Origin of the sequence: Paenibacillus sp. GM2FR, from assembly GCF_002803325.1 — a bacterium.
In the GTDB taxonomy this organism is placed as follows: Bacteria; Bacillota; Bacilli; order Paenibacillales; family Paenibacillaceae; genus Paenibacillus_AQ; species Paenibacillus_AQ lautus.
On the sequence record NZ_MKZM01000008.1, the window covers coordinates 3,245,840 to 3,265,257 of the forward strand.

Below are 19,418 nucleotides of genomic sequence, written 5' to 3' on the forward strand. Positions count from 1 at the left end.
CTTGTTTAGGTCTACAGCATCTTCTCTGCACTGATCCCCAGCTTGCGCAGCAGCGCCGCCGCTTGCACTCTCTCGTCTTCCGACAAGCCGCTGAGAACCTTAACCATTAATTCCTGATGCTGAGGAAAAATGGCTTCGAAGAATTCTTGTCCCTCTGCGGTAAGCTCAGCATAAATGACGCGCCGATCCTCAGCGGAAGCCCGGCGAACCAGCAGATTTTTCTTTTGAAGCTTATCCACCACGTATGTAATGTTACCGCTGGAAATGAGCACCTTCTCCCCTATTTTTTGCAGCGGCTGCGGTCCTTTGTGATAGAGTACATCCAATACACCGAATTCGGTGGAGTTCAATCCGTGACTATTGATGCTGCGATTGGAATGTGTCATCACTGCGTTATAGGCTCTGGCAAGGACAACCAGCAAATGTAACGGGGTATCCTCGTGTTCTTGAATATCCGACATATTTCACCCTCCGAAAGATATCATGTAATTAAGGTTAATGAACGCCAGATCAACTGTCAAATATATTCTTTGCTTCTATGCTCCCGGAATACAATATCCGTACCGTTCCATCCTGGCAGCCTATGATCGCTTGGTCGGCCATACCGATAAACAGCCCATGTTCAACCACGCCCGGAATGGCGCCTAGCCGAGAGCTTAATTCCTCTGGACGGGCAATCTGCTGAAACCGGCAATCAGCAATATAATTCCCGTTATCCGTAACATAAAATTCTTCATCTTGCGTACGGCGGATTAACACCGAACAGCCAAGCTGGGCCAGTGACCGAACCGTCCACTCATAAGCAAAAGGGACAATCTCAACCGGCAGCGGGAAAGCGCCGAGTTGAGTTACGGCTTTCGCTTCATCCGCCACAATCACAAGCCGTTCGCTGTGAAAAGCTGTGATCTTCTCACGGAGAAGGGCTCCGCCTCCTCCCTTGATTAACCGCAGCTGATCATCCAGCTCATCAGCCCCGTCAATCGTCAAATCCAAGCGTTCGATCTGATGTATGGGGGTCAGGGATATCCCTTGTTCCATCGCAAGCTTCTCCGAAGCTTCAGAGGTAGCCACAGCCTGGATCGAGAGCCCGGATCTGACCATCTCGCCGATTTTGAGAATGGCGTAATAAGCGGTTGAGCCCGTGCCCAGCCCTATCTTCATTCCATCCTGCACATACTTGGCGGCATGCTCCGCCGCAATTTTCTTCATATTATATTCACTTGTCATGTGAACCCCCTCCTTCGTCTTAAGCTGAATCAAATGCTATAATATGGGGTGAATTGATGAGATTTCATAACTAACGAAAGGATTATACCATGCGAACAGAGAACCAGATCAAATCCAAGATCAATGAACTTACAATGCAGAAGAAAAAGCTGCAAACCCGCTTGACTGCTCTCGAAGAGAACAGTCCGGAGCGAACCTCCCTTCTCAATCAGGAAATCCGCCTCGACGATATGATCACGATGCTGGAATGGGTACTATTTGAGCCAAGCGGTTCCTATCATATGTAAAGTCGACTGACAAACGGCAGGGGCGCTAACTGCGCCCCTGATTTTTATTAAGGTTATAGAATTAATAATTTTTAAGCGGAGCTTATATTTGCGCCTCCTTCTCCTGCGTGAACTGCTCAAGCCAATGGACATAGAGCTCTTCATTATCAGGAGAAAAACAAACGAAATCAATCCGATCCAGACGGTTATCCGGCAGATCCTCCTCAAGCAGCTTCGTAACCGCCTTTAACGCAACGTCACATGCCGGAGCCTTAGGATACTCATAGATACCCGTGCTTATATTAGGAAAGGCGATGCTTCTGGCACCTACCTCGATTGCAAGCAGAAGACTGTTGCGGTAGCATTCCGCCAGCGTATGCTCCTCACGCCGTCCACCGCCCTCCCAGATCGGGCCGACCGTATGAATGATATGCTGGGCAGGCAGCCGACCTGCTCCGGTGATGACGGCGTTGCCAGGCGGGCATCCGCCTTGCTGCTTGCGAATTTCCATACACTGCTCCATGATCTCCGGCCCGCCGGCGCTATGAATTGCGCCGTCCACGCCTTTTCCACCCAGCAGCCCCGAATTTGCAGCATTGACGATAATGTCGCCCGTCCATGTCGTAATATCGCCTATAAAGACGGAGACCGATGTCCTTCCGATTTTAAATGTTTTCATTTCGGAAAATCTCCTTTCGGTCTTTTATTTCTTTATTACCCCGCAAGTGGGTGGATTGACCCTGTTTGCCTATTCTGCTCTCGGCTTTTTTTTCGCAGCTGCAGACAGTCTGTCGGTCAAACTCTTCTCTTCCGGTCCTTGCAGCGCTTCCTCCACCGTACGGTAGAACATCAGCGTGCCGGTGTCCCTGGCCTTCGTCAAATGATGAAGAAACACATGGCCGGCTTGCTCCAGCTTCAGATCCTCGGATTCATTCTTGACCCGGCAAAGGTATACCTTCATCATGCCTTGCGGATCGCGGAATTCCATGACGCCGATGGGACTCATCGACCTTTTGTCCTCCTCCGTGAACTGAGGCGTCATATAAACGGTATATTCCGAAGCAGGCGGAGGAATGTATGCTTCCCGTTTTTTATCCGCAATTAATTTGGAGTTCATGAATGCGATGTAACCCGCCGCCGCGAACAAAAGAATGCCGGCAGCAATTGCGATATTCAACATGTATGTCTCTCCTTGTATATAATCAATCCATCGGGCATTCACCTATAGAGTTTTTTTCTATAAAAACACCCGTAATAACGCAATAATCAGTAAATGCAGCGGATAAAATGAACGCCATACCCAGCGGCTCACCCGGATGGACTCCAGCTTCTTCCATACATGCGGGCCATAAGCTATTACAGCCGTCGGGATGACGCTCCACATCTGCAGCTCCCAGTTATTAAGGAACCAGAATAACAGGTTCAACACCATATGAAGCGGAACAAGCCAGCTGGCCTGGGCATATCGGAATATCAAAATCAACAGCAGGCCGTAAGCTCCGTAATCAAACGGAAATCCACTCATTAACGCACAGGCGGCAACAACAATCATCCACGATAACAGCCGGGAATCCGATCGTTCCAGCACATACAACACAATGGCCCCAGCTACCAGGGTAATGACCACATTCAACCCTTCGGGATCCAGCGCAAGCTGATAGGGAATTTGGGAAACCGCCGCAATAACGGCTAGCCGAATGATATACTTGGGTCTCGAAGAAGTGTAGCGGTGCCCCTGAACGAGAGCATAGACGTAGATTGGGAAAGCAATGCGGCCGATGATTCTCCAAACCTCCTGGTGCGGAAAAAACACAAGCCCTACATGATCAATCAGCATCGTCAGCATGGCGATCCACTGCATGATAACCCCCTCCTCGCACTCGAAGATGTTGAATCCATATGTACTTGAAATCGATATATCTATTATGGGTTGCAACACGGGGACTTGCAAGCGAAGAAAACATGAAGGAACCGGATATCCGACATCCTAAGTCCATATCCTCTATAATAAGAACAAAAGCAACTGGAGAAGGAAACTTGTTTGGATCAACATGATGCAGATGGAGGTGACGGCCATATGGAAAAGAAAAAAAACAACATCGCCCTTGGGATGAGCATGGGGATCGGCGTTGGCGTAGCGATTGGTGTTGCCATGAAAAATATCGCTATCGGCATTGCGATCGGTGCTGGCATCGGCCTTACGTTTGGCTCAGCCATGACAAGCAATAATAAAAAGCCTCCTAATGAATAAAAAACTTCTCATAACTATCAATAGACCACCCGAGATTTGCCGGGTGGTCTACTTGGAGCAAGTGACTTCTATCTCATTACAGCATGAATTGCCCGGATGTTCCCGTTGCGGACTTCATGAGCCAACTCTCCTGTAAGGAGGGGGCCATCCACCTCGATCGAATCCCCTCCCACCGTAATGAGCGTTAATCGCTGAATCGTAACGCCGTCCTGACCATACGTATTTGCTGCGCGCTCACTGCGATACGTCACCTTGACGGAACCAAGGAAGGTGAACGACACTTCTTGATTCTCATCAAACAGCCAAGCCGGAAGCACAGGGTTCAGATGTAGCTGAAGCTGGTTGTCTTCGTAACGGAATACCTTTTTCCCCGCCATCATCGCAATCCACATGCTTAGGAATTCGGCAGTCGATCCGCTCAGCCTTGCCACAAAGCCTCGTCCATGCACGTGAGGATCCGGATTCACGCTGCTGGCAATGAACGAGGAGTTCTCCAGCGTACTTCGTCCATAAACGGCCGGGTCCAGAAAAGGGATAAGGGAAGTTTTGATTTCCGAGAAAAACTCGTCATACAATCCGGCTTTTAATAATGAAAGCAAGTATTTATAGGTCATATGCAAAAATACGGATTCCCGCTCCAGCCAGCCCGCTGTAAATGCTCGGATGCGTCCGATTTCATCGGTTTCGCCTTCCAGGCTGACGGACGTTTTATACATCCCCAGCGCGGAATCATACAGATCAGAAGCCTTGATCCGGTCATACATCGTTCTTGCCTGGCCTTCATCGGCGAGCTTCATTCCGCGGGCAGGCGCCTCCAGGAAATGCGGGAGCGCATAGGCCTTGAATTCAAGCACTTTTGCAGCGGGCAAACCATAGCGCGTGATGACCGGGTTCCCCGCTGCATCCCGAACCTCTTCATAGCGCTCAGCTTCAAAGCGGAAATACGTTGGCACGATTCCGCCTCCCATCTGCTCAGCACGCTGAATTCCTTCTTCGATTTTGTCCAGAAATGCCGCGTACATATCCTTCACGTTCTTCACCGAAATTTCAACCTCCTGGCCGGTAATCCCGTACCGGACCGATGCACGATAGGTCTCACGCTGCCCCGCTACCCTGTCCCAATAACCGAATGAGTCCAGTGAGCCGGACTGATATTGCTGTACGGCTTCGTATACACTCTCTAAGTAAGACGCAATCTCCTCCGGGACCTGAATCGCTTGATGGCCGAACCGCTCGGCCGCATCCAAGATAAATGAGACCATACGCTTCAATTCCATCGTTTCGCTCATGCCCGACCCAAACAGGCCCGGCAAGCCGTTCATCGCGTCATTCCAGCCCGGCTTGTTCGCCTCCATCTCTACCCCCATCCCGTAAGGATCGAGTGTTGCCATTTTATTAAGGGACAATGAGATCATTTTGACAAACAGATTCGTGCGGTAAATGCTGCCTTGTCCGCCATCTACCCGCAGCCATTCCGCCGCGTTCCGTTTTCTGCCGAGCTTGTTCAGCTTCTCCTCGTCCTCCAGCAGCGCACCGTATTGCCGTACCTTGCCACGGCTGATCACAACCTTCTCACTTCGTGGAAGAACGTGCACCGGGCTGTCGAAGAACGTATACGTATTCTCGCCAAACAATAGTTCCTCATGACGGTCGGGATAAATATCCAAGTAGGTATCAACCAAATCCATATTATAAGTCCAATGATCCGACCAGAAACCCTCGCCGAACGAAGCCGCAAAATGTTGATCGGATATACTCAACAGCCCGGATAAGAACTGTTCCTCACCGATCTCCAGCCGGATGCCTTGATCCGAAATCGCGTTGATGACTTTACCCGGCGTATAATCCCCGGCGCATGTATTTGCCAGCTTCTCATAATCTTCCTGCGCCGCGGAGGCCCGCAGCAGCTTCTCCAGTTCCTCCGCCTTCCCTTCACTTACGCGGAATTTTGTTCCCTCTACGCTAAGCGGGTTATAGCCGTCGGCTTGAATAAGACTGAAGAACATCCGAATGTTGAATGTGCCCACCTTCGGGTTGAAAAACACGTCATTTCGGCGGTTCTGATTCATATCCCGGAAATTGCCGTTCCCTTGTGAATAGTACTCCGGCGAAAGAGAGAAGAAGTTATAATCCCGCTCCGGATCCCCGTGCTTGCGGGAATATAGGTGGACGACCACTCCTTCCTTCCCGTTATCGAATAGGAACGGATATCCGCCCCGCAGAAAATTGTCCAGATAGGACTGACGGCTGTATTCATCAAATAGGGGTAATCCCGTTTTGGTAGCAACATCCTCGGTCAAGTTCCGGGTCAACGCCGAGGCCTCCTCGCGTTTCTTGAGGATATAGGCAGGAGAACACAAATCTTTTGAGCGCTTGTTGATTTTGCCGATATCGTTCACATGACCAATCAGCGTATAAACGGTCGCCGTCTCCCCGGGCGCAAGCCGGGCCGATAACCCGCTGAAGCCGCATGGCACCTTGTTAACGGGATACGGCGTGGCGTTCATCAAAGCTTCCATGGAACTTACAGCAAATCGATCGGGATAGATTAATGAAGTGTTTCCGCCGAATACAAGCTCAAAGTCTACAAGCGGCTTGATCAACTGCCCATGCTGATCAAACGACAGATAGAAGTGACCGCTCGTAACTTCGCTAACTTCCGCCTCGTCGTGCGTACTGGAGCGAACCTTATAGAACGGGATCCCCTGATCAAGGTTCTCCACTTCCATCCAGCTCCGCAGCAGATTGCCAACCTCCTTGTACCCGCTGTTCTCGACACCGTAAGGCAGAATCTCCGGCATGCCGTCCAGCAGCTCAAACGATTCCGTCCGAGTTCCGATATTCGTGATGCTGACCTCGCGGACAAGGGCCGCAAAATCTTCACCGGGCAGCTGAAAATACGATACAGAAGTGCGAAGTCCGTTACCGGCGTGCTCCTCCTCAATGACAAGTTCATTCTGACGGATCAACATCGTTCTCTTCGCATTAGAATCCGGCTGAAAGGATTGGAACGGCTCATAAACGGACGGTGCCCCCGCCATCTTGATAAACGTACGGAAGCCGGTAGCGGAGACGTTCTTATACGAGATATTCGCCGGAGAAAATTCCATGATCGGCGAGTTCTTATCGCGTATGCCGAAGCTGCATATCCCCTGCCCCCGATTCACATAAAAGGTCCACATCGGAATCCCTTTCAAGCCTGCGATTCCGGGCAGAAAGCTGGAAAATGGTTTGGCAAGATCATACTGCTCGATAACAAAGGTATCCTTCTCAAAACGATAATTTGACATGTTCAGATCCTCCTTAAATGGGTTCATAATCGACTCGACTTCAGGATCAACTCAGATTTCGAAACCGGTTTCGAAAAGCGGCAAAAATGAGTCCTGCCTTTAGGTTCACCTAGGTGACCGGGCGGCAGGATTCCCGGATAATCAATTGAACTGGCAGCATAACCGACTTGACTGTTGCGTTTTGTTCTTCGATGGAAGAAAGAAGGATCTCCGCCGCAGCGGTGCCCAGCTGCTCCGTATCCTGGCGTATTGTCGTTAATGCAGGGGTGATGTAACGGGACATTTCAATATCATCAAAACCGATGATGGACATATCTCCCGGTACATTCAGGCCCTGATCCTGAACGGCACGAATAGCTCCAAGCGCGAGTAGATCTCCAGCTGCAAAGACAGCAGTCGGCCGATCCTCTAGCCCCAGCAGCCTTTTCATGGCTTCATATCCACTCTCAGTGGAGAAAAAATCGCTGCCGGTTATGTACTCTTCCCTTAGGTCCAGATCAAGCTCCCGAAGGGCTTGCTCATAGCCTTGTTGGCGCTGCTCGCCTGCAAACGTATTCAATCCGCCCGATATGTGGGCAATGCTGCGATGTCCAAGCGAATGCAAATACCGAAGTGCCTGCACGCTGCCTCCGATGTTATCGGAGTAAACCGAATGCACAAACTCCGGTGAGGAGTCCAGAATGACGCACGGAATGCCGCTCTCCAGCAGCTCCTGGAAATCAGGGTCCTCGCTGCTCGACAGAATGACGACCACACCGTCGACGCCCCGGATTTTGCAATGCTCCACATAACTGCTTCTTCGGCCGCCTACATCCTTGGAGATGAACATCAGATCATACCCTTTGGATACGGCAATTTTCTTAAAGCTTTCAATCACGGCTCCAAAATAGGGGTGACGAATCCCTGCTCCCGTAGCCTCCACAAAGAGAATACCAATGGTCCAGGATCGCTTCGTCGTAAGCGATCTGGCGTTTGCGTTCGGAAGATAGCCCATTTCCTTCGCGGTTGCCAGGATCTTGGCTCTCGTCTTCTCCCGGACATCCGGATAGTTGTTGAAGACTTTGGACACCGTCGTAGGCGAATAGCCTGTTTTTTTGGCAATATCATAAATCGTTGTCAACCTTGGAATCAGCTCCTGCACCTTCGCCGGCATATTCTAATTCAAATCTATCTGATATTAGATTCTACCTGTGCTGGCAGGCTCTCGTCAATGTTATTCCGCACGGACTAGCAGGAGCCGAACCTACGGTTATCAAACAAACCAATCGGCTAGGACAAGCCGGCGGAAGCGGTCTGCGATTGTGCAGGACTTTCCGTTTCCTGATGACGAATCATCAGAACGCAGATCAATGCAAGCAGCATGCTGCCTGCGGCACAATAAAACAGAATCGAATACCCCATGCCATCAATGAGCTTCCCTAGAAGAGGCGGTGACGAGATCGCTGCCAGCGAGGATACCAAATAGTACATTCCTGTCCGCGTCCCAATGCTGTCCTCCGATCCGGTAGATACGATAAACGGATAGGAGTTAATATTGATGCAAGCCCAAAATAATCCGCCAACAGTCAGTAATACACGGAGCCATAGCAGTGATTCGACCCAAGGTACGAGCGCGAAGACAATCAACAGCCCGCTGACGCCGATCAGAATCATCCGTTTCTTGCCGAATTTACCGCCAAGCCATCCGCTTGGAATGGCGAACAGAACAAAGGCGAGTGAAAAAAACGTTAGGGAAAAGGAAGCCTGCGATTCCGTTAGGCCCATCTCATTTTTCCCGTACAAAGTAAACAGCGTCTCAACTCCCTGATAAGCGACAAACCAGAAAAATATCGCCGCCAAGAGCAGCACCGTCGTCCGATTGATCTGACTCTTAAAGGAAACTTTAGCTTTAGCGGCCGTCTGAGCTTGATAGCCTGGAGCGTCACGCTTCTCTTGAATAAACGTTCTCAAAATGAACAACGACACCAGCGTTATGCCGGCTGCGGCAATAAAAGGCAAAGAATGATGAGCGCTATACAGTACCGAGCCCACGCCAAAAGCCAATATGGACCCTATGCCGCCCATAAAATTAATGATGCCGTTGGCTCTCGTGCGGCGTTTCTCCTCCGTAATATCCGGCATTAATGAAACGGTGGGCGAACGATACAGGCTCATGGCCAGGTTCATGAGGACCATGAACAGTATCAATGTTACCATCCCGGTGTGAAACGGAATGATTGCGGTAAACAGAGCGCCAAGCGGCATGCCGATGAGCAGATAAGGCATTCTTCTGCCAAACCGGGTATGGGTCCTGTCGCTGCGACTTCCGATCCATGGCTGCAAGAACAAGGCAAAGTAATTGTCGATCGTCATAAAAAAACCGATCAGTGCGACGCTGGATATGTAATCCTCCAGAAAATAGGGCACAAACGCATTGTACAGCGCCCAGGTAATGCTAATGCTGAAAAAGCCAAAGCCCAGCAGCCATGTTTTCTTCACAAAGTCACGCTCCCTTGGTCTGTAGCAATCCCCCGAGTACATTCGGATAATCCGTAATAATGCCCGCCACGCCAGCATCGATCAAGGCTTTCATCTGTTCCTCGTCATTGACGGTCCAAGGGTGATAGACTACGCCATGCTGCTTTGCTTCCGTTACCCATTCCGGCAGAACCGCGCGATGGTATGCGTGAAGCGCATCCGCTTTCGCCAATTTGGCATACTCCCACGGTTTGTATAACCCTTCCCCATACAGCAGGCCGGTACGGATTTCAGGATCAATATGCTTGCACTCCACCAGAGAATAATGATTGAAGCTTGAAATGACGATTTGCTCAGACATTTTGTAATGCCTTACGGTCTCGATCACACGCTTTTCCAGCTCAGGATATTGAATTGACCCGTTCTTCAGCTCGATGTTCACGATCGTACCATGGCTTTTTGTCAATTCCAGCAGTTCTTCCAGCAGCGGAATCCGTTCCCCTTGAAAGGCGGCCCCAAACCATGAGCCTGCGTCCAACTTGGCCAGCTCCTCATATGTATAATCCTTGACAAGCCCTTCAGCCCCCGTCGTGCGTGCGACACTCTCGTCATGGATCAGAACCAGCTTTCCATCCTTCGTCATCTGAACATCAGTTTCAATTCCGGTAGCACCCTGCTCCAAGCCTTTGGCAAAGGCAGCCATCGTATTCTCGGGGCATATGGCCGATGACCCGCGGTGTGCAAAATTAATCAATTGTGACATTTGTACTTCCTCCTGAGTGGTGAGATATTGGTTTGTACTATAAATATAGCTCTCCATTGTTAGAGCTATGTTATCATTCCATTTTTCATATTCCACATCGTTTAACGAAACCCTGTCATGTAGACAATTAATTTTTTAAATGGTTTGACTGATTTGTATGTCAGGCATATAATTGTTTAGACAACTATTTTTGAAAACTTGAAATGAAAGGTGTGACTTGTTTCTTGAAAATACCTAAACGCAACCCCTCCATCGGTTTTCATCTGGGTTACACCTATCGCCGCGCCTCCCATTTGTTTGCGAATGCCTTGAAGCCCTATGATATTACACCAGAGCAATGGCTGGTTCTGTACCACATCGGAGAGCATGAAGGGTTGAATCAGAAGGAAGTTGCCGCCAAAGCAGACAAGGATCAACCGACCACTACCCGTATTTTGGATCTGCTCGAGAAAAAAGGATATACCCGCAAATCCGTATCGGTTAACGACCGGAGAGCTTTCCAGCTCTTTTTGACGGATACAGGGAAAGAATTGATCGAGGCAACCACAACCATCGAAAGTCAATGCGGAAGCCAGTTAATCGAAGGCATTGACGATCATCAATTAGAGATGTTCTGGGACACACTCTCACGCATTAATGCCAACATAGACAACTTACACAAACAGGAGTGATGTTTCACATGAATGAAATGAATACAAAACAACGTTTATGGACCAAAGAATTCATCACCTTGATGGTCAGCAACCTATTTCTGTTTCTGACCCTGCAGATGATGCTGACCACGCTGCCCGCATACGCCAAGGAGGCGTTTATGGCAAGTCCGCTTCAAGTCAGCCTGATAACCAGCCTGTTCGCCTTCAGCGCGATCGCCTCCCGCTTCGTGTCAAGCAAAGCGCTGGAAAAAGGAAAACTGCGCCTGCTGCTGTACGTCGGGCTGATGATTTCGCTTGCAGCCACGCTGGGCTATTACTGGGCATCCGGGATCGCCTTTCTGCTGCTGATGCGCGTTTTGTTTGGCATCGGCTTTGGCATGACAAGCACCTCGTTTCCTACGATGGCATCGGACGTCATTCCTATCAAACGACTGGGCGAAGGCATGGGATACTTCGGATTATCCACTACGCTCGCCATGTCGATCGGCCCGATGATCGGCTTGACGCTCCTGCAAGACGGGGGGTTCACACCGCTTGTGGTCATCACCGTCATCATCAATATACTTATCTTCCCACTCGCCTACGTTCTAACGTCAAGATCGGCAAAACGGAAAACGGAGCGCCCCGCAGCGGTTCAACCTCGAATTGAGGATCAACCGAAGGGCTCATTCAACAAAAAGCTGATTCTCCCCAGCGTCCTTAACTTTTTGATGTCCATTACGTACGGAGGGCTGCTAAGCTTCATGGCGTTGTTCGGCACCGAGGCTCACCTCCGGAATCCCCAGTATTTCTTCTTGTTCAATGCCATTGCCATCATTCTGGTACGGCCGTTCTCCGGCAGAATCTATGACCGCTATGGACACAAGGCGATGGTTATACCCGCTGCTGTTCTGATGGTCACCGGTCTGCTGTTGCTGACCTTCGCCTCATCGACGGGTACTATGCTGTTATCAGCATTATGTTATGGCCTTGGCTTCGGCGCGATGCAGCCGTCCATCCAGACCTGGATGATCCAGGAGGTTCATCCGCTCCAGCGCGGCATGGCCAACGGCATGTTCTTCAACTCCCTGGATTTCGGTGTCGCTATCGGCTCGATCGTGCTCGGCTCCATTGCCAAATCCACTTCGTACACGATCATGTACCGATATTCCGCCATTGCGCTTGTGCTGTTAATCCTGATTTATATCATCATGCAGGTAACCGGCAAATCGCGCTCCAAAGCAACCTTAAAGCTTGAGGATACCGAACCCACCGCTGCAGGATAACGGAGATTGCAGCGAAGCCAAGAGAAGCAGCGGCATATGAACTTCGAAAACGTCTCAGGAATGGACCAGGAAACAAAGTAGACGATGAAAGTTCCTCGATTTCAATATGCTCCCCGTCCATATCCGGATATGAGAAAAAGGTCTTGTCCATTATTTATGGACAAGACCTTTCTTTTTCAAGCCCTGCGGTTTCTTGAAGTCGACTCGGTATGAGTTCCCTCCGGTGTCGTCTTTCTTCGCCTCCGGCTTCACGGCGAATAATGTGAGCAGGCCGCCTACCGCCGCGACGGCTGCCAACGTGCCGAACAGAACCCAATGATTCGCCCCGAGCAGCAGCGAGACAACTGGCGGACCAAGCGATACGCCGATAAAGCGCATACTGCTGTACAGAGAGGTAATGGTACCGCGCTGTTCCTTCTCTATACCTTCCGTCAGCAGCGTGTCCATGCATGGCAGGACCATCCCGATCCCGATGCCGCCAAGCGTCATCATTCCGACTACAAAATAGATCTGAGCGCTAAATCCGGTGACGATCAGGGAGGCCGTCAATATGGCCATACCCGCGAAACCGGTCCACTTTTTAGCCGCTTTATTTTTGCCCGTGAATTTACCGGCTAAATAGGAAGACAGACATAACAAAGCCAGCGGAATCGCAAGCACCAGCCCTTTCACCACACCTTGTAAATGGTAAGTGCTCTCGAGCGTTTCCGACAAATAGAAAAGTACGCCGAATACGCCAAACATCGCGATGCCGCCGATGGCAAATATCGCATACAGCCATCTTCCCTTCTCGTGCAAAACCTGCTTGGTTGTTTTCAAAAACTCGCGAATGGATTGTTTGTCGTTGTCGTTCGACTTCGGTGTCTTCACAAGAAAAATGACAAGCACGATAGAGATCAAGCATAGAATCGGAATAGCTATAAAGGGCAAGAACCAAATAAAACTTCCGAGCAGGGCACCCAGTATCGGGCTGACTACCTTGCCAAACGTATTGGAGGTTTCGATAATACCCAAACTCTTACTGACCTCTTCTTCCTCTTTAAACATGTCACCGACAAGCGGAATGACAATGGGGAATGCCCCGGCAGCACCAATTCCCTGCAGAAACCGTCCCGCCAAAATAACGTAATAAGCCGCCGTCCCACTCAGCATCCAGGCTGCCACAGCCGAGACAGCTCCGCCTAATGCCGCAATAATTAAGCTGGGGATGATGATCTTCTTTCGTCCATACCGATCCGATAAATAACCGGCAATCGGAATCAGTAAGATGGCTACAACAGCATATACCGTTATAAGCATACTGACTTTGAAGGAACTGATCCCCAGAGCTTTTGAAATCTGCGGCAAGATGGGAATCAGCATGGAATTGCCCAACGTCATGATGAGTGGTATGGATGCAAGGGCAACCAGATCCCATTTCTTGTTTTCCATGAGAGAAGACCACCTTTGCGTTATCTGTCATCCATATTGTAGGTTCTTTTGCCCAGAATATGCATGATTGCAAGGTGGCCGTTTTTTCCCATATGCCATTTTTCCTTATTTATACTTTAAAGCCGGACATCAACTGCCGAAGCTTGCCAGACATTACATTCAAATCTTCAACGGAATTTGTAATTTCCTCCATAGAGGCCAGCTGCTCTTCCGTGGCAGCACTGACGCTTTGGGTTCCGCCTGCCGTCGTCTCCGTGACCTCCTGAATTCTGCGGATTGCGTGAACAAGCTCCCCTGCTCCGGAGTTCATCTGTTCTGTTGCAACGGTGACACTCTGAATTTGTTCGTTCAATTCTCCGACGGATTGCTCAATTTCCTTAAAGGCTCTCTCGGCTCCTTGCGCCACGTTCATGCCCTGGGTCACTTCACGGGTCCCCTGCTCCATGACGCCGGCCAAATCAACAATATCCTGCTGAAGCTCATGGACGAATTGTCTAATTTCAACGGAGGAGTTTGATGCCTGATCAGCCAATTTCCGGACCTCGGCAGCTACAACCGCAAAACCTCTGCCATGCTCGCCCGCCCGAGCCGCCTCAATCGAGGCATTCAAGGCAAGCAGTGATGTCTGCTCTGCAATTTCGATAATGATCTGTCCCATCGCACCGATGTTGGAGGCCTTTTCGCCGAGCGCCCGCACCGACTGCGCGGATTGATCCACACTGGTGCGTATGCCTTCCATTTGAGCCAGTGTATGTATAAGTGCCTGTTCCCCTCCAGCCGCAAGTTGGTTCGTCGTTGCTGCCAATCCGGAGACGTCTTGGGCGGCATGCGCGATATGTTTCATTCCTTCCGCCATGTCCGTTATCGTAGCTGTCGTTTCCTCTGTATCCTGAAGCTGGTTCTCTACCCCGGCCGCCAGCTCTTCCATGATGCCTGAGGTTTGCTGGGAAGCTTGACGGATTTCCTCGGTCGTGGAGTGCAACGTCGAAGCTGCGACACCGACTTTGCCGGCCGTATCCTGCACCTGTACGACAAGCTCCCTGAAGCCATCGACCAATTTGTTATAAGCGTCGGCTACATCCCTGATTTCGTCTTTCGTTGTGATATGTAATCGGGTAACCAGATCACCCCCGCCTTCGGCAATCTTCAAAAGCTGACTGCTCATCTGATTCAACGGACGGATCGAGCGAGTAAGAAGATAACCCTGTATAGCAAAATAAACAACGGCTGCGATTCCGATCAGCATAATGATCAAATTCTGAAATCGGCTGCTGGCCGCAATTTGATCAGCCTGCTTAGCCAAGGCTTCATTTTTATCTACCGTAAATTGTGCGATAAGCGTACTAAATGACTTGCGCACTTCGCGTTCCTGGTTAAATGCAGCTTCATATACCCGAAACGGCACAGCCTTGTAAAATCCGGTATCATACCCCAATTTGTTTAACACCTCAGAAACGGCTTCGGTGTAGATGACATACCCGGTTTCGATCTCGTTAAACACTTTGTGGTCTTCCTCAGCCGTCATCAAGCCTTTGGTTTCGGCCATGAGTTTGGCGACGGACTCCTGTTTCGCTTTCAATGAATCGGCAAAGGTCGAATCACCGGTCAATAAGTAGCCACGCTCATCATTAGATACGCCCGTCAATAGGGTCTCCAATTGCGTCAGGTTATAGATGACCTTCTGATCCACTTCAATAATCTTGCTGAACCTCTTCTCCGTCATATTCGAAGTGATGAACGCGATGATTACGATCACCGCCGTAACCGTTGCAAGAATCGTAGACGAAAGAATTAATTTTGTTTTTATCTTCATCCGCAAGCACCCGACCTTTGATATAAGTAATATACCCCCAATCCTTTTTTCGTCAAATTTGTGTCCAAAATGAATAGACGGGGCGATCGAGAAAGCGCTTTTCCCGAAAATAATTGAAAAAATATTATTAATCACCGGTCAAATCATCATAAATATTGGATAACTCCCTCCTTATGGTATAAAGAATACTCCCCATCTCACCCTAAATATCTTTCCGTTTTTTTCCTTTTCCATGAAACATGTTTGGATTTCATATAATAATCATGAAAAAAAGGCCTGCCTAAGCCGTGGCTCAGACAGACCTTTATTCATTTAATTTTCATCCGGGATAAAATGGCTCTTTTCCCCGATATGATACACATGAAGTTTGTGCATGGCACGCGTACATGCGGTGTAGAACAGTTTGCGGTCGCTTTCGCGGTGGTACACATCCTCGGAGCCGTTGTATATGATCACCGCGTCGAATTCCACGCCCTTGGCTAGATAGGCAGGAACGACAAGCGTTCCTTTCTCGAAAGCAGGAGTGGTTTTGGTAATTAATCGCGCAGGTATATCTGCTGACAGCTGCTCGTGTACGCGTCTGCTCTCCTCTTCTGTCCGGCAGATCACCGCCACGTACTGGAATCCCTGTTCATGAAGCTCACAGATATCAGAGACAATCGCTCCAAGCAGGTGTTCCTCATCGTTCACCGCAACCACACGCGGAGCTTCGCCGCTCCGGTTAAATGGAACGATCCGCTCCCCGCCCGGTATCATCTGCCGTGTGAAATCAACGATTTCATACGTGGACCGGTAGCTTTGCGTCAGATTGATGACCTCCGTATCGCTTTTGCCGTAAAGACTCACCAGATTTTCCAGATTGCCGAGCGCCTCTCCATGTGCGTAAATCGCTTGATTGAGATCCCCCAGCACCGTCATTTTCGCACGCGGGAACAACCGCTTCAGGAATTCCAGCTGAAATCCCGAATAGTCCTGTACTTCATCAACAATCACATGACGAATCGACGTGTTCGTGCGGAAACCTTGAAGCAGCTCCTTCAGATAGAGGAACGGAGTCGCATCCTCATACAACAGCGATTTGTTGTCCAGTGACGCAACGGTAAGCTTGCAGATTTCCTCCCAATCATCCGGGAGTCTCTCCAAATTCCCGGCCGCCCGGCGAAATAGCGATTCATCCGTATATAATTTTCGGTACATGCCCTTCACATCCACATATCGGAACCGCTTGATCCAGCGTCTAACCGGCTTGAGCCGGTTGCTGATGACCATTTTGGCAAGGACATCCCTTTCCTTATCAAAATCGTCAAACGTATCCGCCTTCCGGTTTTGCTTACGACGCATCGTTTGAAAGGCCCGTTGATAATCATCCGTATCCAGCAGCTGGATTTGCTCCTCCACCCACGGGGCGTCTTTTTCGCTCTGAGCGAACTCCGACAGGCGTTTCAGCATCCACTCTTTCATCAGGTCGATCCGGCCAGCGAGCTTAACCGCCGAATCATAACTATAGAACTGCGCGGACATTTCGTCGGAGCTGACGATAACCTTACCTTGGAATACGACCGGCTTAAAGAGCATCCCGCCCTTCTCCAGCAGCTCCTTGTATTGTCTGATGGTGTCAAGATAAGCTCCCGAGGATTTATAGGATATGCTCTCAAGTCGTGCCCGGTACCGCGGCGAATCATCCGCATTCAGCAAGGTTTCCGTCTGTGTGAACACGTCTTCGAGCTCAAACTCTTTCCCGAGCCGGTGTTCCAGATAAGACTGGAAGGTCGTCTGCTGCATATTGTCCTCGCCGAGCTCCGGAAGGACTGTGGATACATAACTATTGAACAGCGGATTCGGGGAGAACAGAATCATCTGATCGGCCCGGAGTGTCTCCCGGTACTTATACAACAGATAGGCCACTCGCTGCAGTGCGGCTGAGGTTTTGCCGCTGCCGGCAGCCCCCTGAACGATCAGCATTCGGGTTTTGTCGTTTCGGATGACGGCATTCTGTTCCTTCTGAATCGTAGCTACGATGCTCTTCATACGATCATCCGCGCTATGGCTGAGCACCTGCTGCAGCAGCTCATCACCAATCGTCACACCGGTATCAAACAATACCTTGATCTCGCCGTTATGGATGACGAATTGTCGCTTAAGCAGCATTTTGCCTTTGACCGTACCCGAAGGCGTTTCATATTGGGCCGGACCGGGTGCCCCGTCATAATACAAGCTTGATATCGGAGCCCGCCAGTCATAAACGAGAAACGTCTCCATATGTTCATCCAAAAAAGATCCTGTCCCTAAATAAATGGTGTCCGTCTCCGTGGTTCCATCCTCTTGAAAATCAATGCGTCCAAAGTAAGGGGATTCCACAAGTTTTCTATACTTTTTAAGCAGCTTGCTGGATTGCAGATGAGCATGCTCACGTTCCGCGAGCACTTGCGACTGCTGTCTCAGGTTGGTGGACGTTTCACCCAAATCGTCCGGGTTGCTGAAGTTGACCGTAACTTCGTCCCAAAAGTCTTTCCGCATATCAATCACGACTTCACGGATATCTCCGACGCTCGCTTCCAGCTGAGATATTTTATTACTGATTTTCGTTGTCACTTCCGTTACCCGTGCCTGTTCTTCTTGCCAATCCTGTTCGCTGATAGCCATTTGTTCATCCCCCTAATATACGGTTGACAGCGCAATTCGTCTGTGATAAAATAAAATTTTGATATTCTAACCATATTGTCAATGTTTAATGACAAACCATTGCTAATTATAGCAATGTGTCCCGTATAATTCAACATCGAATCTCAGTAACCGACCCACCGGGGCGGTTTTTTTGCGTTTATATACAATACCATTCCCAAGGCTCACTGCCAAGAGGAATCATCCTAAATCCTGGTGCATGAAAAGCCGATCAAATATGGCTTCTTGATCGGCACCCAAATGATGAACTTCACTTATTTACGCAGCCACGAGAACAAGGCCTCCTCCTGCTCTTTATCATCCACGACGCGGCTAATTTGATCCGCTACCCGGTTCAGCCGGTCAAGCTGATATCCGTAATCATACATGGAGGCGGCCACCACCGATAGCCGAAGCCCCCCTGGATTGGCGCCTGGTCCGCACATCACCTGCTCCATGAACGCTTCATTGTTCTCCGCCATGGTCTCGGCTTCGTCCTCATTCGGTTTCAGTTTATCTTCGAATTTCCACAAAATATGCTCATGGTACTTCATTAACCGCTCCAGATTGTGATCAAACTGCTCGTCGATTTCTTCGGACCGTTCCGCCTGAAAATAGTGGTTTTCCACCGCATCCAGCACTTCATATCCCTTACGAAGGGATTGCAGCAATTGCTTATACACTACAAGCTGTCTGGCTTGACTGTATTTGGCCCGCTTCAGCTTCTTCTGCTCTTCCTCAAATAAATTGTATTTGTCGGACAACGATTTGATCGCGGATTCCAGTTCCTTCTTCTCCGCACGGTATACCGAATCCTTCATTTCGTGGGAGATGGCCGTGCGCAGCAGCAGCGACATTTTGCCAAATACAATATGAATCCGCGTGATGTACTGTTCCTTGGGTTTCGGGGGAAACACAAGAATATTGATAAGAAATGCTGATATGATACCGATAATCGTCAGAATAAAGCGATTGAGCGCAAAATCCCATTGCCCGGAAGCTTCCATCACGGAGATGACCGTGACAAGCGTAAGTCCGATGGTCTCGCCCATTTTGAGTTTCATGCAAATCATAATCACTAGAATACATACCAAACCGACGGAAATCGGCTGATTCGATAAAAAATATCCTCCGAGCATCGCCAGAATCGCACCGAGCGTACTGGTCTGCAGCTGGTCCAGGAAATATCTCCACGACCTGTATATGGACGGCTGCATCGCAAATATCGCGGCTATGGCGGCAACGACAGGGGATTTAAAATCAAACAGCATGGCTAAATAAAGAGCCAGCGTCACGGCTAAGCCGGTTTTGAACATTCTTGCTCCAAACGCCACAGACAGC

Annotated in this window: 17 protein-coding genes; 4 read left to right on the forward strand and 13 right to left on the reverse strand. The window is 49.7% G+C overall.

The window, feature by feature from the left end; all coding sequences use genetic code 11:
• Nucleotides 1-11: 11 nt before the first annotated feature.
• Nucleotides 12-461, reverse strand: a complete 450-nt coding sequence (locus PAEVO_RS14615) for a MarR family winged helix-turn-helix transcriptional regulator (RefSeq protein WP_100538190.1) — start codon at nt 459-461, stop codon at nt 12-14.
• A 49-nt stretch (nt 462-510) separates the two neighbouring features.
• Nucleotides 511-1,227 carry a ribose-5-phosphate isomerase RpiA gene (rpiA, locus tag PAEVO_RS14620; RefSeq protein WP_100538191.1) on the reverse strand — a complete coding sequence of 239 codons (717 nt, stop codon included), beginning with the start codon at nt 1,225-1,227 and terminating at the stop codon, nt 511-513.
• 89 nt (nt 1,228-1,316) lie between these two features.
• On the opposite strand from rpiA, the gene PAEVO_RS14625 reads away from it, so the two are divergent.
• Nucleotides 1,317-1,514, forward strand: a complete 198-nt coding sequence (locus tag PAEVO_RS14625) for a hypothetical protein (protein ID WP_100538192.1) — start codon at nt 1,317-1,319, stop codon at nt 1,512-1,514.
• An 82-nt stretch (nt 1,515-1,596) separates the two neighbouring features.
• Here the strand turns inward: PAEVO_RS14625 and PAEVO_RS14630 are convergent, their stop codons facing one another.
• From PAEVO_RS14630 to PAEVO_RS14640, 3 genes are all read right to left on the reverse strand, one after another.
• Entirely contained in the window at nt 1,597-2,172 is a 576-nt protein-coding gene (locus tag PAEVO_RS14630; RefSeq protein ID WP_100538193.1) for a macro domain-containing protein, read from the reverse strand.
• Nucleotides 2,173-2,241: 69 nt separating this feature from the next.
• Nucleotides 2,242-2,673, reverse strand: a complete 432-nt coding sequence (locus PAEVO_RS14635) for a hypothetical protein (protein ID WP_100538194.1) — start codon at nt 2,671-2,673, stop codon at nt 2,242-2,244.
• A 57-nt stretch (nt 2,674-2,730) separates the two neighbouring features.
• Nucleotides 2,731-3,354, reverse strand: coding sequence for a TraX family protein (locus PAEVO_RS14640; protein WP_100538195.1), 624 nt, complete (start codon nt 3,352-3,354; stop codon nt 2,731-2,733).
• Between the two features lie 216 nt (nt 3,355-3,570).
• On the opposite strand from PAEVO_RS14640, the gene PAEVO_RS33840 reads away from it, so the two are divergent.
• Entirely contained in the window at nt 3,571-3,744 is a 174-nt protein-coding gene (locus PAEVO_RS33840; protein WP_165789668.1) for a glycine zipper domain-containing protein, read from the forward strand.
• A 68-nt stretch (nt 3,745-3,812) separates the two neighbouring features.
• On the opposite strand, the gene PAEVO_RS14650 is transcribed toward PAEVO_RS33840, so the two are convergent.
• The 4 genes from PAEVO_RS14650 to PAEVO_RS14665 form a co-directional block, all read right to left on the reverse strand.
• Entirely contained in the window at nt 3,813-7,034 is a 3,222-nt protein-coding gene (locus PAEVO_RS14650; protein ID WP_100538197.1) for a cellobiose phosphorylase, read from the reverse strand.
• A 109-nt stretch (nt 7,035-7,143) separates the two neighbouring features.
• Nucleotides 7,144-8,154, reverse strand: coding sequence for a LacI family DNA-binding transcriptional regulator (locus PAEVO_RS14655; protein WP_100539461.1), 1,011 nt, complete (start codon nt 8,152-8,154; stop codon nt 7,144-7,146).
• Nucleotides 8,155-8,303: 149 nt separating this feature from the next.
• On the reverse strand, nt 8,304-9,512 hold the full coding sequence (locus PAEVO_RS14660) for an SLC45 family MFS transporter (protein WP_100538198.1): 1,209 nt from the start codon (nt 9,510-9,512) through the stop codon (nt 8,304-8,306).
• 4 nt (nt 9,513-9,516) lie between these two features.
• Nucleotides 9,517-10,254 (reverse strand): glycerophosphodiester phosphodiesterase, encoded by a 738-nt coding sequence (locus PAEVO_RS14665; protein ID WP_100538199.1) that lies wholly within the window; start codon nt 10,252-10,254, stop codon nt 9,517-9,519.
• A gap of 224 nt (nt 10,255-10,478) precedes the next feature.
• On the opposite strand from PAEVO_RS14665, the gene PAEVO_RS14670 reads away from it, so the two are divergent.
• A complete protein-coding gene (locus PAEVO_RS14670) occupies nt 10,479-10,925 on the forward strand; it encodes a MarR family winged helix-turn-helix transcriptional regulator (protein WP_100538200.1) in 447 nt (148 codons plus the stop codon).
• An 8-nt stretch (nt 10,926-10,933) separates the two neighbouring features.
• A complete protein-coding gene (locus tag PAEVO_RS14675; RefSeq protein ID WP_100538201.1) occupies nt 10,934-12,172 on the forward strand; it encodes an MFS transporter in 1,239 nt (412 codons plus the stop codon).
• A 150-nt stretch (nt 12,173-12,322) separates the two neighbouring features.
• Here the strand turns inward: PAEVO_RS14675 and bcbE are convergent, their stop codons facing one another.
• The 4 genes from bcbE to PAEVO_RS14695 form a co-directional block, all read right to left on the reverse strand.
• Nucleotides 12,323-13,627: a bacillibactin exporter BcbE gene (gene bcbE, locus PAEVO_RS14680; RefSeq protein WP_326114106.1), complete on the reverse strand. Its 1,305-nt coding sequence runs from the start codon at nt 13,625-13,627 to the stop codon at nt 12,323-12,325.
• A gap of 85 nt (nt 13,628-13,712) precedes the next feature.
• The gene (locus PAEVO_RS14685; RefSeq protein ID WP_100539462.1) at nt 13,713-15,416 is read right to left on the reverse strand and encodes a methyl-accepting chemotaxis protein; all 1,704 of its coding nucleotides are present in this window, start codon (nt 15,414-15,416) and stop codon (nt 13,713-13,715) included.
• Between the two features lie 312 nt (nt 15,417-15,728).
• Nucleotides 15,729-18,059, reverse strand: a complete 2,331-nt coding sequence (gene helD / locus PAEVO_RS14690; RefSeq protein ID WP_100538203.1) for an RNA polymerase recycling motor HelD — start codon at nt 18,057-18,059, stop codon at nt 15,729-15,731.
• A gap of 293 nt (nt 18,060-18,352) precedes the next feature.
• On the reverse strand, nt 18,353-19,411 hold the full coding sequence (locus PAEVO_RS14695; protein WP_100538204.1) for an FUSC family protein: 1,059 nt from the start codon (nt 19,409-19,411) through the stop codon (nt 18,353-18,355).
• Nucleotides 19,412-19,418 lie beyond the last annotated feature (7 nt).

Excerpts from the sequence above, each read along its gene's own strand:
- PAEVO_RS14615 (WP_100538190.1), bottom strand. The coding sequence starts at position 461 with ATGTCGGATATTCAAGAACACGAGGATACCCCGTTACATTTGCTGGTT.
- rpiA (WP_100538191.1), bottom strand. The coding sequence starts at position 1,227 with ATGACAAGTGAATATAATATGAAGAAAATTGCGGCGGAGCATGCCGCC.
- PAEVO_RS14625 (WP_100538192.1), top strand. The coding sequence starts at position 1,317 with ATGCGAACAGAGAACCAGATCAAATCCAAGATCAATGAACTTACAATG.
- PAEVO_RS14630 (WP_100538193.1), bottom strand. The coding sequence starts at position 2,172 with ATGAAAACATTTAAAATCGGAAGGACATCGGTCTCCGTCTTTATAGGC.
- PAEVO_RS14635 (WP_100538194.1), bottom strand. The coding sequence starts at position 2,673 with ATGTTGAATATCGCAATTGCTGCCGGCATTCTTTTGTTCGCGGCGGCG.
- PAEVO_RS14640 (WP_100538195.1), bottom strand. The coding sequence starts at position 3,354 with ATGCAGTGGATCGCCATGCTGACGATGCTGATTGATCATGTAGGGCTT.
- PAEVO_RS33840 (WP_165789668.1), top strand. The coding sequence starts at position 3,571 with ATGGAAAAGAAAAAAAACAACATCGCCCTTGGGATGAGCATGGGGATC.
- PAEVO_RS14650 (WP_100538197.1), bottom strand. The coding sequence starts at position 7,034 with ATGTCAAATTATCGTTTTGAGAAGGATACCTTTGTTATCGAGCAGTAT.
- PAEVO_RS14665 (WP_100538199.1), bottom strand. The coding sequence starts at position 10,254 with ATGTCACAATTGATTAATTTTGCACACCGCGGGTCATCGGCCATATGC.
- PAEVO_RS14675 (WP_100538201.1), top strand. The coding sequence starts at position 10,934 with ATGAATGAAATGAATACAAAACAACGTTTATGGACCAAAGAATTCATC.
- PAEVO_RS14685 (WP_100539462.1), bottom strand. The coding sequence starts at position 15,416 with ATGAAGATAAAAACAAAATTAATTCTTTCGTCTACGATTCTTGCAACG.
- helD (WP_100538203.1), bottom strand. The coding sequence starts at position 18,059 with ATGGCTATCAGCGAACAGGATTGGCAAGAAGAACAGGCACGGGTAACG.